This is a genomic window from Castellaniella denitrificans (assembly GCF_027214045.1).
Lineage (GTDB): Bacteria > Pseudomonadota > Gammaproteobacteria > Burkholderiales > Burkholderiaceae_B > Castellaniella > Castellaniella denitrificans_A.
The window spans coordinates 472830-486111 of sequence record NZ_JAPWHE010000001.1 but is presented as its reverse complement, the minus strand read 5'-3'; the positions used below and the strand labels follow the sequence as shown (position 1 = coordinate 486111).

12 protein-coding genes are annotated in these 13282 nt (G+C 67.4%); 5 read left to right on the top strand and 7 right to left on the bottom strand.

Translation table 11 applies throughout. The features are described from left to right. Positions 1 to 25: 25 nt before the first annotated feature. The 3 genes from thpR to O4H32_RS02380 are packed head-to-tail and all read right to left on the bottom strand — an operon-like array spanning position 26 to position 3910. Positions 26 to 640 carry an RNA 2',3'-cyclic phosphodiesterase gene (thpR, locus tag O4H32_RS02390; RefSeq protein WP_269356349.1) on the bottom strand — a complete coding sequence of 205 codons (615 nt, stop codon included), beginning with the start codon at positions 638 to 640 and terminating at the stop codon, positions 26 to 28. Next, positions 637 to 2475 (bottom strand): cation:proton antiporter, encoded by a 1839-nt coding sequence (locus O4H32_RS02385; RefSeq protein WP_269356347.1) that lies wholly within the window; start codon positions 2473 to 2475, stop codon positions 637 to 639. Before O4H32_RS02385 ends, thpR begins: the two co-directional genes overlap by 4 nt. Then, positions 2462 to 3910 (bottom strand): chloride channel protein, encoded by a 1449-nt coding sequence (locus O4H32_RS02380; RefSeq protein ID WP_269356345.1) that lies wholly within the window; start codon positions 3908 to 3910, stop codon positions 2462 to 2464. Before O4H32_RS02380 ends, O4H32_RS02385 begins: the two co-directional genes overlap by 14 nt. Positions 3911 to 4138: 228 nt before the next feature. On the opposite strand from O4H32_RS02380, the gene O4H32_RS02375 reads away from it, so the two are divergent. The 5 genes from O4H32_RS02375 to bfr all read left to right on the top strand — a co-directional run bounded on the left by O4H32_RS02375 (position 4139) and on the right by bfr (position 8625). Continuing rightward, a complete protein-coding gene (locus O4H32_RS02375; RefSeq protein ID WP_269356343.1) occupies positions 4139 to 5098 on the top strand; it encodes a TAXI family TRAP transporter solute-binding subunit in 960 nt (319 codons plus the stop codon). Between the two features lie 118 nt (positions 5099 to 5216). Next, positions 5217 to 7235 carry a TRAP transporter permease gene (locus O4H32_RS02370; RefSeq protein WP_269356341.1) on the top strand — a complete coding sequence of 673 codons (2019 nt, stop codon included), beginning with the start codon at positions 5217 to 5219 and terminating at the stop codon, positions 7233 to 7235. Beyond that, positions 7235 to 7693 carry a DUF1850 domain-containing protein gene (locus O4H32_RS02365; protein ID WP_269356339.1) on the top strand — a complete coding sequence of 153 codons (459 nt, stop codon included), beginning with the start codon at positions 7235 to 7237 and terminating at the stop codon, positions 7691 to 7693. Before O4H32_RS02370 ends, O4H32_RS02365 begins: the two co-directional genes overlap by 1 nt. 82 nt (positions 7694 to 7775) lie before the next feature. After that, positions 7776 to 8027, top strand: a complete 252-nt coding sequence (locus tag O4H32_RS02360) for a (2Fe-2S)-binding protein (protein WP_269356337.1) — start codon at positions 7776 to 7778, stop codon at positions 8025 to 8027. 133 nt (positions 8028 to 8160) lie between these two features. Beyond that, positions 8161 to 8625 (top strand): bacterioferritin, encoded by a 465-nt coding sequence (bfr, locus tag O4H32_RS02355; protein WP_269356335.1) that lies wholly within the window; start codon positions 8161 to 8163, stop codon positions 8623 to 8625. Positions 8626 to 8704: 79 nt separating this feature from the next. Here the strand turns inward: bfr and O4H32_RS02350 are convergent, their stop codons facing one another. The 4 genes from O4H32_RS02350 to O4H32_RS02335 form a co-directional block, all read right to left on the bottom strand. Next, entirely contained in the window at positions 8705 to 9328 is a 624-nt protein-coding gene (locus O4H32_RS02350; RefSeq protein ID WP_269356333.1) for a hypothetical protein, read from the bottom strand. 137 nt (positions 9329 to 9465) lie between these two features. Further along, positions 9466 to 11064 carry a peptide chain release factor 3 gene (locus O4H32_RS02345; RefSeq protein WP_269356331.1) on the bottom strand — a complete coding sequence of 533 codons (1599 nt, stop codon included), beginning with the start codon at positions 11062 to 11064 and terminating at the stop codon, positions 9466 to 9468. A 34-nt stretch (positions 11065 to 11098) separates the two neighbouring features. Next, on the bottom strand, positions 11099 to 11731 hold the full coding sequence (locus tag O4H32_RS02340) for a LysE family transporter (RefSeq protein ID WP_269356329.1): 633 nt from the start codon (positions 11729 to 11731) through the stop codon (positions 11099 to 11101). A gap of 30 nt (positions 11732 to 11761) precedes the next feature. Then, the gene (locus tag O4H32_RS02335) at positions 11762 to 13234 is read right to left on the bottom strand and encodes a DEAD/DEAH box helicase (RefSeq protein WP_269356328.1); all 1473 of its coding nucleotides are present in this window, start codon (positions 13232 to 13234) and stop codon (positions 11762 to 11764) included. Between the last annotated feature and the right edge of the window lie 48 nt (positions 13235 to 13282).

Genomic DNA, 13282 nt, shown 5'->3' with positions numbered 1-13282 from the left:
CCCCCTCTCGAATGGACCGACCCTGTCACGAATCGCCGGGCGGCCGCCCGGCGCCTGCGCCCAGGGCGCGTTCGGCCAGGATTTCATAGAAAGAGCCTTCCGGACGCGGCGCCGAAGCCACCAGCACGCAGCGGCGCGGCGTCCAGTCCAGGGGGGCCGGGACCGCCAATGCATCCAGGTCGCCCGGCCCCGCCCGGCGCAGCAGCGACACGTGCGGACGGAAGGGCTCGTCCGGCCGATCGAAACCCCGGCGCGCCAACGCCCGCCACAACCACCCATGCAGCGCGTCCAGCCAGGGCGGCGACGCCGACGGGCCGGCCCAGACGATCCGCGGACCGCGAAAACGCCCATAGCGGTCCAGACGCAGCGTGCCGCCGATCAAGGACGCATCGCTCAACAGCCCCGCGAGTTCCGCGACCCGTTCGGGGGGCACCGCGCCCAGGAAGGCCAGGGTCAGGTGCAAGGTGTCGGGCCGCATGACGCGGCCGCCGAACGCCGCATGGGCGCGGCGCGCCCAGCCGGACAGGGCTTCGGCGGCGGCGGCGTCCGGCCACAGGGCGAAGAACACGCGCGGCCCGGTGGGGCCGGTCACCGGAGCGGGAATCACGTCGCCGCGCGGCCCGGCCGGATACGTCTTCATGCGCCGTCCGGCGACGGCGCGGCCGGCTTCTCCGCTCCGTTCGCGTCATCCTCGTGCAGCCCGATGATCGTCCAGTCCGCGGCGGGCTGCAGTTCCTGGTCCAGGGTGAACGGTTGCGCATAGCCCTTGGGATTCAGCGCGAACAGCGGGATCACAGGGTGATCCGGCCGGGCCGCCAGGTACTGTGGGAAATCGAAGCTGTCCGACAGCCGCGTGGCCTTGACCCGGGCGCCGGCCGCCAGCAGGGCGGACAGCTTCCAGTAGCCCAGATCCGGAGCGAACAAGGTACGGCCGCGATAGGCCGCGTCCAGCAAGTGCTTCTCGGACTGCCCGGCATCCCGCGACCGGGGCAGGCTGAAGACCTTGCGTTTGCCGAATTCATCGCGGGCGCGCGCCGTGATCAACTGGTTGACGTCGTCACGTACGCCCAGAGCCAGCAGTCGCCCCAGTCCCGTGGTGTCGAGGTTACGCTGCGCATGTTCCGAAACCGGGCTGCCATGATAGGTGGGCAGACCCATCATGCGGGCGCGCGACAGGCTGTACCAATCGCTGTCGCACAGCCGCACCGGCACGCCCTGCTCGTGCAGCGCCTGGCCGATGGCCCGGGCGACGGGATTGGCGCCCGCGATCAGGAAACCCACCCGGTCCGGTTCGGCGACCTTCAGCAGGCGGGCCATGGGCCGCGCGGTCAGGCTCTGCCAGATCACCGTGCCGATGATCAGCAGGAAGGTCATCGGCAACAACCGGTCGGCCTGAGGCACATCCATCTTTTCCAGACGCAGCGCGAACAGGGCGGACACCGCCGCAGCCACGATACCGCGCGGCGCAATCCAGGCCAGCAGGCCGCGTTCGCGCCAATTCAGCGCCGACCCCCAGGTGGAAAACAGCACCTTCAGCGGTCGCCCCACCCACAGCATCGCCGCCAGCACGGCCACGGCGGGCCAGCCCAGATCCAGCAACTGGGCCGGCGCCACCCGCGCCGCCAGCAGGATGAAGAGGGCCGAAAGCAGGATCTGGCTGAGGGTTTCCTTGAATTCCAGGATCTCGCGCACCGGAATCCCGGGCCGGTTCGCCAGCCAGATGCCCATGACGGTCACAGCCAGCAGACCGGACTCGTGCTGCACCGCATTGGACAGGGCGAAGGCGGCGAACACCAGCGCCAGCACCGACAGATTGACCAGGGAATCCGGCACCCAGCCGCGCCGCAGCAACACGCCCAGCACCCAGCCCGCCACCGCCCCGACGCACAGTCCCACCGCCAGCGTGGCGCCGAAAGCCCACAGGGCATGGCTCCACTCGTGGGTCATGCGCAAAGCCACCATCAGATCGTAGGACACGACGGCCAGCAGGGCGCCGATCGGGTCGATCAGGATGCCCTCCCAGCGCAGGGCGTGCGCCACCGGCGCCACGGGTCGCACAGTCTTGAGCAGCGGCGCGATCACGGTCGGCCCGGTCACGACCGTGATCGCGCCAAACAGGATCGCCAGATCCCAGGGAAAATCCAGGAAGACATGGACCGCCACGGCCGCCACGGCCCAGGCGATCAGCGTGCCGCTCGTCACCAGCCGGCGCACCACCTGCTCCAGCCCGCGCGTCTGATGAAATTCCAGTGTCAGGCTGCCTTCGAACAGGATCACGGCCACCGACAAGGACACGATGGGAAACAGCAGGTCGCCGAACAGGGCATCCGGCTCCAGCCAACCGGCCAGCGGCCCCACGGCGATGCCCGCCAGCAGCAGAAACAGGATCGCCGGCACACCCAGGCGCCAGGCCAGCCATTGGGCACCCATGGCCGCCAGGCCGATGCCGGCCAGCATCAGTTCAGGGCTGCCCATCGCCCCGGCCTTTCTCATCGGCGGCCCGGCCATCGGTCACACGTCGCCCCAGGCCCAGCCAGGGCCGCCAGCCCCGCTTGCGCATCTGGCGCCAGCTCTTGAGCAGGCCATAGGACAGATGCGTCTTTTCCTGGCCGACCGGGATGTCGGGCCGCACCCGCATCCAGGACGATTTGGCATGCCCCAACCGCTGGTCCGGATAGACGCTGCGATGGCCGATGATCAGGTAGGCGGCGATGGCCGATCCGGCCGCATACAGCGTGCCGACCACGCCCCCGAACAGTTCCACCCCCATCAGGATGGCGGCCAGCGGCGTGTTCGACGCGGCGGCCACCACTGACACCAGGCCCACGGCGGCCCCCAGGGCGGGACTGATGCCGAACAGGTGTGCGAACGCGTTGCCCGCCACGGCGCCGATGACGAACTGCGGTGTGACGATGCCGCCATAGAATCCCGAACCCAGGGTCACCGCCACCAGGATCGTCTTCCACAGGAAACCCGCGTAGGGCATGGCCTCTCCCGCCAGCGCCCGGTCCATGAGCGGCAGGCTCAAGCCCAGGTAGTCCGAGGGGATGGCGACGGAGACCAGCAGCGCCAGTACCAGGCCGCCCGCCAGCGGCATCAGTGGCGGCCACACGGCCCAGCGGGCCTGCAGCCGTTGGCAGGCATTGCGCACGGCATAGATCAGATCCACGAACACGCGCGACACCAGTCCGCACAGCATGCCGACCAGGATGGTGCGCAGGAACAGCGACTCGGAAAAGACCGGCAGCACGTCGACGGCATAGTGTTCGTAGGGGATGCCCAGGGCCCTGCTGACCTGATAGGCGGTCACCCCCGCGATCAGCGCGGGAAACAGGAAGTCGTGGCGGATGCGGCCGATGATCAGCATCTCGACCCCATAGAGTGCGCCGGCGATCGGCGTGCCGAACACGCTGGCGAAACCGGCGCTCACGCCGCAGGCCACGATGCGCTGACGCAGGTCGGCGTTCAGTCGGAACACCTGGCCGATCACCGCGGCGAGCGAAGCCCCAAGGTGGGAACAGGGGCCTTCCTTGCCGGCCGAGCCACCGCTGGCCAGCGTGATGACGGCCGCCACCGGCTTGATCCACAAGGTACGCCAGGGCATGCGGCCGCCCTGTTCGTGCACGGCGGCGAAAATGGAATCCTTCAGGCCGCAGGCCTCCAGGCCGCGACGCGCGTAGCTCATCAGCAGACCATTGGCCAGGCCCGCCAAGGGCAACAGAACCCAGTAAGCCCACAGGGGCATGGACTGTGTCCGGCCGGTCGCGAAGAACAGCGTATGCAGGAACAGGCTGGTGCCGACGCCGACCACCAGCCCGGTCAGGGAGGCCAGAATCAACCATTGCAGCACCGTCGCCAGCATCACGGCGGGTTCCAGCAGATCGATTCGGGGCGCGGGGGGCAGTTTCATGGGAAGGACGGCGGACGCGCCCGGTGCGGGGCTTACCGGGAGCAGTATAGCCGAGGCGCCCGGCGCCCCGCCCCGTCCGCCCGCCCTGGCGTTCTCCCGCCACCGGAAAGACCCGGATACAGCAGAAAAATCCCCCGCCTCTTCTAGGGTGATTACGGAGTGGTGCCCGGGGCGACCCTTGCTACTATTCAAGTTCGCATCCCCATCGACACAGGAGAGGAATCCACCATGCCCATCACGAAATGGCTGGCCGCGTGCGCCGTGGCGGTCACCGCCGCCATCGCCGCCGCTCCCGCTCAAGCGGACACCAAATTCATCAACATCCTGACTGGCGGCCAGAGCGGGGTCTACTATCCGCTGGGCGTGGCGCTGTCCCAGATCTATAACAAGTACATCCCCGACGCCAAATCGACGGCCCAGGTCTCCAAGGCCTCGGCCGAGAACATGAACCTGCTGCAGGCGGGTCGCGGCGAGCTCGCCTTCGCGTTGGCCGACACCGTATCCGACGCCTACACCGGCAACGCGGAGGCCGGCTTCAAGGCCCCGCTGAAGAACCTGCGCGGCATGACGGCCACCTACAACAACTATATCCAGATCGTCGCCAACAGCGATTCCGGCATCAAGACCCTCGCCGACCTGAAAGGCAAACGCATCTCCGTGGGTGCCGCACGCTCCGGCACCGAACTGAACGCCCGTGCCGTCCTCAAGGCCGCCGGCCTGACCTACGCGGACTTCGACAAGGTCGAATACCTGCCCTTCGGCGAATCCGTCGAGCTGATGAAGAACCGCCAGCTGGATGTGACCCTGCAGTCCGCCGGCCTGGGCGTGTCCTCCATCCGCGACCTGGCGACCTCGGTGAAGATCGTCATCGTGCCCATCCCTGCCGATGTCATCGCCAAGATCGGCAACGCGGCCTACCAGCAGGCCACCATCCCCGCCGGCACCTACGAGGGCCAGACTGCGGACACGCCCACGGCGGCGGTGCCGAATTTCCTGGTGACCGCCTCGACGGTCCCCGACGACCTGGTCTACCAGATGACCAAGGTCTTCTACGAACAACTCGACACCCTGAAGTCCGCCCACAATGCCGCCAAGACCATCCAGCTCGCCAACGCACTGAAGGGCATGCCGGTGCCGCTGCATCCGGGCGCCGAACGCTACTATAAGGAAGTCGGCCTGATCAAATGATCCCGCGCGAGCGCCACGGCACATCCGGGCACGCCCGGGGCCGCGGTGCTTCTTCCCCTCCCTCCGGGCGGTTCCGACCTGCGTCTGAACCGCCTTTTCAGTACCCAGGTTTCCGCCCATGAGTTCTCCCCACGACACCGCGGCCCACCCCCTGCCGCGCGGCATCTTCTGGATCGCCGTGGTCTTTTCCTGCTTCCAGATCTGGACCGCGGCCTACAGCCCGCTGTCCAGCCAGGTGGTCCGCTGTGTCCATGTCGGCTTCGTCATGCTGATGATCTTCGCCCTGTATTCGGGCGGCGGCCGCGCGAACCGGGCCCTGGGCTGGGGCCTGGGCACCCTGGGCTTCGTCCTCAGCCTGTACCACTGGGTCTATGAATCCGACCTGACGGCACGCGCCGGCCAGATGACCGACGCCGACATGGTGGTCGGCGTCATCACCATCGTGCTGGTCTTCGAGGCCACCCGCCGCATGATGGGCTGGGCGCTGCCCATCATCTGCGGCCTGTTCCTGGCCTACGGGCTCTTCGGCCAGTACATGCCCGGCCCCTTCATGCACCGGGGCTATGGCTTCGACCAGATCGTCGGCACCCTGAGTTTCGGGGTCGAGGGCATCTACGGCACGCCCACCTACGTGTCGTCCACCTACATCTACCTGTTCATCCTGTTCGGAGCGTTCCTGGAGCAGGCGGGCATGATCCAGCTCTTCAGCGATTTTTCCATGGGCATGGTCGGCCACACGCGCGGAGGACCGGCCAAGGTCTCCGTGGTCAGTTCCGGCCTGATGGGCACCATCAACGGCTCGGGCGTGGCCAATGTCGTCACCACTGGACAGTTCACCATCCCGCTGATGAAGCGCTTCGGTTATTCCTCCGCCTTCGCCGGCGGGGTCGAGGCCACTTCCAGCATGGGCGGGCAGATCATGCCGCCGGTGATGGGCGCGGTCGCCTTCATCATGGCCGAAACACTCAACATCCCGTACGTGGATGTGGTCAAGGCCGCGCTCATTCCGGCCATCCTGTACTTCACCACCGCCTTCGTCTCCGTTCACCTGGAGGCCGGCCGGCGCGGCCTGCACGGCCTGGCCAAGGAAGACTGCCCCGACCCGTGGAAAGCGGTGCGCGCGCGCTGGTATCTGCTGCTGCCCCTCATCGGCCTCGTGGCGCTGCTGTTTTCGGGCTACACGCCGCTTTTCTCCGGCACCATCGGCCTGGGGCTGACGGTGATCCTGATCTTCGGCGCCGCCGTCATCCGGGGGGCCTCGCGGCCCGTCCTGCGCTATGTCTTCTGGTTGCTGCTGGGCATCGCCTGCGCGGGCTTCATCCAGTTCGGCGTCACGGATTTCTTCGTCATCATCGCCGTACTGGGCCTGGCGCTTCTGGTCCGCAAGCACGGGCGCGATACGCTGCGGCTGGCCCTCGACTCCTTGGCCGAGGGCGCGCGCAACGCCCTGTCGGTCGCGGCGGCCTGCGCCCTGGTGGGGGTCATCATCGGCATCATCAACTTGACCGGAGTGGCCGCCGAATTCGGCGGCCAGGTCATCGCCGTCGGCGAGAACAGCCTGTTCCTGGCGCTGTTCCTGACCATGATCACCTGTCTGGTGCTGGGCATGGGCATCCCGACGATCCCGAACTACATCATCACCAGCTCGCTGGCCGCGCCCATTCTGCTGAAGCTGGGCGTGCCGCTGATCATCTCGCACATGTTCGTGTTCTATTTCGGCATCATGGCCGACCTGACTCCGCCGGTGGCGCTGGCGGCCTTCGCCGCCGCGCCCATCGCGCGTGAAAACGGACTGAAGATCAGCCTCCAGGCGCTGCGCGTGGCCGTGGCCGGTTTTGTGATCCCCTACATGGCCGTTTATGCGCCCGCCTTGATGCTGCAGGGCGGCGACACGCTGGACGTGGTCTATATCGTCTTCAAGGCGCTGCTCGCCATCACACTATGGGCGGCCGGCATGACCGGCTTCCTGCTATCTTCGATGAACTGGCCCGAACGACTCTACGCCATCGCGACGGCCGCCCTGCTGGTGACGGCCGTCCCCCTGACCGACGACATCGGCTTCGCCGCCACGGCGCTGTTCCTGGTCTGGCACGTGATGCAAACGCGCCGCGCCCGCGCCGCCGGGACGCCGGCCTGATGCTGGGCGCCCTGGGCGTCTGCCTGACTTTGGCGGCGGCGCCGCAGGTGCCGCCGCGCTTCGTGCCGACCCAGGCCTTCACGCTGGCCTGGACCCACTCGATCGAGAAGATCCGCTGGGAAGAAGACTACACCGTCCGGGCCGGCCCGGAAGGGCGTCCGAGGCTGGTGCCCGGTCAAGCGCGCATCCTGGGCTCGGGCGCGGGCATGGAGCCGCCGCCGGACGCCACGTTGCGTCCCGACGGCTGGTACGTCTACCAGCCCCATACCGGCCCGCTGGACGAACTGCGCCTGTCGCGCTCGCCCTACACGGCCGACTATGACTGGTGCGTCGACGGACGCTGCGAGCCCATGCGGGCCATCATGCCGACCGACGGCGATGTGACGCTACTGCGCCCCTGCCGCACGTCCGGAACGCCGGGCGCGGACACGCGCACAGCGCCGCTCCATCCCCGTTAGGCTTCGCCGGTTCCGGTGACCGGCACCCGGTCTTTTCCCGAGGGGCTTGCCATTCCAAGCGGGAAATATGATAATCATTCTCATGTATATTTGTGTATGCAACGCGATCAGCGAGCGTCAAGTCCAGGACGCCATCGCTCAAGGCGCGACCGATCTGGGCGACCTCCAGGCCCAACTGGGCGTGGCCACCTGCTGCGGCCGTTGCGCGGACACTGCGGCGGAATATCTGCCGGGCGGCCGTTACGCGGCCGATGTCGGCGCCGCTGCGGGCGGGCTGCTGGGACCGGTCGAAGTGACCGTCCTGTCGCGCGTCGCCGTCCGCCAGGTCGCCTGAACGGAAACGCCCGCCCCCGGTTCTGCAATGCCGCACCGCGCGATTCGTTCCCCGGTGCCCGCGGGTCGTGCTAGCCTTTGCCTTTTCGACCTGTCCGATACCGGCCAGGCCGCGCACCACGGAGGCACAGGCCATGAAGGGCGACAAAACCGTCATCCACTATCTGAACCAGCAACTCAAAAACGAGCTTTCAGCGATCAACCAGTATTTTTTGCACGCGCGCATGCTGCGCCACTGGGGATTCGAGGCGCTGGGTGAGCATGAATACAAGGAATCCATCGGTGAAATGAAGCATGCCGATCTGTTGATCGAACGCATCTTCATGCTCGACGGGTTGCCGAACCTGCAGGATCTGCACAAGCTGCTGGTGGGCGAGACCGTGCCGGAAATCCTGGCCTGCGACCTGAAACTGGAAACCGCCGCCCAGGCCACGCTCAAGGAAGCCATGGCCCATTGTGAATCGGTGCGGGACTTCACCTCGCGCGATCTGTTCCAGACTATCCTGAACGACACCGAAGAGCACATCGACTGGCTGGAGACGCAGATCGGACTGGTCGAGCAGCTCGGGCTCCAGAACTATCTGCAGTCGCAGCTGTGACACCGTCCGCCGTGGCCGGGGCGCCCGTGACCCGGACCACGCCGCCCTAAGCCCGAACTGCGGCGCGCGCGCCCCGCAGTCAGAAGCCCGATTTTTTCGCCGGACAATCGGGGACGCGCCCCCAGGCGTCGTTGGGCTCGCAATATTTGTTGCGGGCCGCCCAGGCGCAAGAGGGCCGCGAGAAGAACCCCAGCGATTCGCAGGCCTTGAGTTCGGCCTGGAAGGCGGCCTGCCACTGGCCGCTCTTCGCGGGTGCGGGCGGCGGCGCCGGAGGCGTCGTGACGTCGATGGGCTGGACCACCTGACCGCCCCCCAGCCCGCCGAACTGGGCGATACCCTGCAAGCCGTCGCCCAACTGGTTGCGGGACGCCAGCGCGATGGCCTCGTCCATGGAAATCGTGGTGGTCGCCAGGGCGATCGGACGGCCGTCCTCCATCAGGGAGTCCGGCTGGATCTGCCAATCGACGGGCGGCGCCAGTTCCGGCACGCCCTGCCGGCCGTCCGGCAGCACCTGCGGAGCGGAGGCGACATAGGGCTTGCCATTGGCGTCCAGGACGGTGGCCTGGTCCAGTTCGGGATGCGGCGCCGGCGTCTGGATCTGGGCCGGCCCATGCGCGATCAGCCAATCGCCCAACTGCAGGCCGCCCCAGGCGGATGCGCCTGCGGCAAGCAGCAGAAAAGCGAAAATCAGACGCCAGGACATGGACGGATCGCCTCGTCGATCAATGCGGATCTTGCATTGTATAGGATGCGATTGCCGCATCCGGATACGGCTTGTGTCCGGACCCGTCGCCCGAGGGGGCGCACTTTGCCTGAGGGCGGCCCGGCGGCGAAAAGGGCTTATGCAAAGACACGCCCCGCATGTTCGCGCATGGTGTGGAATTCAATGTCGGGGTAGCGCTCCTGGGCGACCCGCAGCTGGGCGGGCGAACTGGCCAGGAAAGCGACCGCGTCCACCACGTCACGGGCGATGTTGGCGGCGTTGGCATCCATGAATTTCTTCAAGGCCCTGGGATCGGGGCAGGTGATCCAGCGCGCCAGGCTGTAGCGCGACGGCATCAGACGGGCATCCACGCCGTATTCGGTCTTCAGGCGATGAGCGACCACCTCGAACTGGAGCTGGCCCACGGCCCCCAGCAACAACGCGCCCCCCCCGGCCTCCGGACGGAACACCTGGATGGCGCCCTCCTCGCCCAGTTGCGTCAGGCCGGTGCGCAGTTGCTTGGTGCGCAGGGGATCCTTGACCTCGACCGCCTGGAACAGTTCCGGCGCGAAGAATGGCAGCCCCGTGAAGGTCAGCGACTCGCCCTCGGTGAGCACGTCGCCCAGATGCAGGATGCCGTGGTTGGGAATGCCGATGATGTCCCCCGCATAGGCTTCCTCGACGATCTCGCGACGCTGCGACAGAAAGGACACGACATTGTTGGGACGGATTTCCTTGCCGTTGCGGGCGACTTTCAGGCGCATGCCGCGCTCGAACTTGCCGGAACTGACACGCACGAAGGCCACGCGGTCACGATGCGCCGGATCCATGTTGGCCTGCACCTTGAATACCACGCCGGTGAACTTGGGCTCGGCCGGCTGCACGCTGCGTTCGAGCGCGTCGCGCGGGCCGGGGGCGGGCGCCAGTTCCACCAGGGCGTCCAGCACTTCGCGCACACCGAAGTTGTTGATGGCCGAGCCGAAGAAAACCGGCGTCTGGCGGCCTTCCAGGAAGGCCTTGTGGTCGAAGGCCGGCATGGCGCCGGTGATCAGCTCGATCTCCTCGCTCGCCTTGGCATGGGCGTCACCGAAGCGCGCCGCCAGTTCCGGATTGCCCAGCCCTTCGATAGTCTCGTCGTCGTCCCGATGGCGTTCCGCACCGGGCCGGAAGACCCGCATCCGGTCATGGCGCAAGTCAAAGACTCCACCGAAATGGCGACCCATGCCCACCGGCCAGGAAAACGGAATCGCATCCATGCCCAGGTGTCCTTCGATCTCGGAGAGCAGATCCAGCGGCTCGCGCACTTCGCGGTCGAGCTTGTTGATGAAGGTGATGATGGGCGTGTTGCGGGCGCGGCAGACTTGCAGCAGGCGGATGGTCTGGGGTTCGACGCCGTTGGCGGCGTCGATCACCATCAGCGCGGCGTCCACGGCCGTCAGCACCCGGTAGGTGTCTTCCGAGAAGTCCTGGTGGCCCGGGGTATCCAGCAAGTTGACGACGCAGTCGCGATATTCCATCTGCATCACCGAGGATGCCACCGAAATGCCACGCTGCTTTTCGATTTCCATCCAGTCGGAGGCCGCATGGCGGCTGGCCTTGCGCGCCTTGACGCTGCCGGCGATCTGGATGGCGCCCGCGAACAGCAGCAGCTTCTCGGTCAGGGTCGTCTTCCCGGCGTCGGGGTGGGAAATGATGGCAAAAGTGCGTCGGCGGGCGACTTCGTCGGTCAGGCTCATGGGAAGGTCGAATGGGGCTTCAGGGCATGCGGCTTCAGTGCTTGTGACTGAAGGAGGCCAGGACGGTGCCGGCCAGAATGAACATCGAGCCGAAGCCGCGGTTCAGCCAGCGGATGTGGCCCGGTTTGCGCAGCATCCGGAGGATGCGCGAAGCCAGCGAAGTATAGCAACTCATGGCCACCAGGTCGGTGAAGCACAGCGTGGCGCCGATCAGTACGTACTGCAGCGACAGCGGCCGGCCCAGGTCCAGGAATTGCGGCACCACGGCCAGCAGGAACATGGTGCCCTTGGGATTGGTGATGTTCACCAGATAGCCGCGCAGCAACTGGTCGCGCACCGGATGCGCGCTTTTCGGCGGACGCGCCTCGACCGCCACCGGCGCCGCGTCGGTGCGAAACTGCCGCACCCCCAGGTACACCAGGTAGACGGCGCCGATCCACTTGACGACCGTGAAAGCCAGTTCGGACGTGGCCAGCAGGGCGCCCACGCCCAGGGCCACGATGACCAGCTGGCAGATGATGCCGGCCTGCAGGCCGAAAATGGTCCATGCGCCGTGGCGGAAGCCGTATTTCAGCCCCGAGGCCATGGCGCAGATGGCGCCGGGGCCGGGCGAGAACGAAATCGCCCAGGCCGCCGCGAAGAAAGCCAGCCAGGTGGACAGGGCCATGCGGAGTCTCCGGTGCGCCGGCGGGGCCGGTCAGTCCTTGCGCAGCAGCGCGGAACGCCCCGGAGAGGCCGGGCGCGCATCCCGACGCGGGGCCTGGGGCGCGCTACCCTCTCGCGTCGGCCGGCCACCCGGGGCGCGGCCGCCGCCGCTGCGACGGGCGTCCGGGCCGGAGCGGCGGTCGTTGGAACCCGAGGCGGAGGGGGAGGCCGGCCGACGGCCGTCGCGTCCTGGTGCATCGCGCCGGCCGCCGTCGTTGCGCCGGCCACCATCGCCGCGACCGCCGACGAAATCGCCCTGCAGGCGCGCGATCGCACGCTTTTCCCGGGCGTCGGGGGCGGAATCGGCGGTCACCATGGCGGAAGGATTCCAGCCCTCCACGGAGATCGGTTCGATGGTCTGCTTGATCAGGCGCTCGATGGCGCGCAGCAGCTTGACCTCGGACGAGTCCACCAGGGACAGGGCCGATCCGGTGCTGCCCGCGCGACCGGTCCGGCCGATGCGGTGCACGTAGTCCTCTGGCACGTTGGGCAGCTCGAAATTGACGACTTGCGGCAACTGGTCGATGTCCAGCCCGCGCGCGGCGATGTCGGTGGCCACCAGCACCGCCACCTTGCCGTCCTTGAAGCCGGCCAGCGCCTTGGTGCGCGCGGCCTGGCTCTTGTTGCCGTGAATGGCGGCGGCGGTCAGGCCGTCCTTCGACAGCTTTTCAGCCAGGCGGTTGGCACCGTGCTTGGTCCGTGTGAACACCAGCACCTGATGCCAGCCGCTTTCGCGGATGATGTGGCTGAGCAGGTCGCGCTTGTGCGCCTGGTCGGTCATCACGACGCGCTGGCTGACCAGTTCGGACGCGGTATTGCGCCGGGCGACGGAGACTTCGCCCGGATTGCGCAGGATGCCCTGGGCCAGGACGCGGATCTCGTCGGAGAACGTGGCGGAGAACAGCAGGTTCTGGCGCTTGGCCGGCAGCAGCTTGAGCACGCGGCGGATGTCGTGGATGAAGCCCATGTCCAGCATGCGGTCGGCCTCGTCCAGCACCAGGATCTCGACGCCGGACAGGTCCAGCGTCTTTTGCTGCGCGTGATCCAGCAGGCGGCCCGGCGTGGCCACCAGGATGTCCAGGGGCTTCTTCAGGGCGGCGATCTGGGGATTGATGTTGACCCCGCCGAACATCACCATGGAGCGCACGGACGTGTGCTTGCCGTAGAGACGCACGGATTCCTCCACCTGGGCGGTCAGTTCGCGCGTCGGGGTCAGGACCAGCACACGGGGACGGCCCGGCCGCGGCGTAGCGGGATGGCTCAGCAGGTAGTGCAGGATCGGCAGCGTGAAACCGGCGGTCTTGCCCGTCCCTGTCTGGGCGGCGGCCAAGAGGTCGCCGCCTTCCAGGACGCGCGGGATGGCCTGGGCCTGGATCGGCGTGGGGTGGGTGTAGCCCGCTTCGTGAACGGCGCGCAGCAGGGGTTCCGCCAGGCCAAGCGAGGCAAAGGTAATCGAAGTATCCAAGAAAATGACTCCAGCGACCGCCTATCGCTCGAGCCGAGTGATACCAAT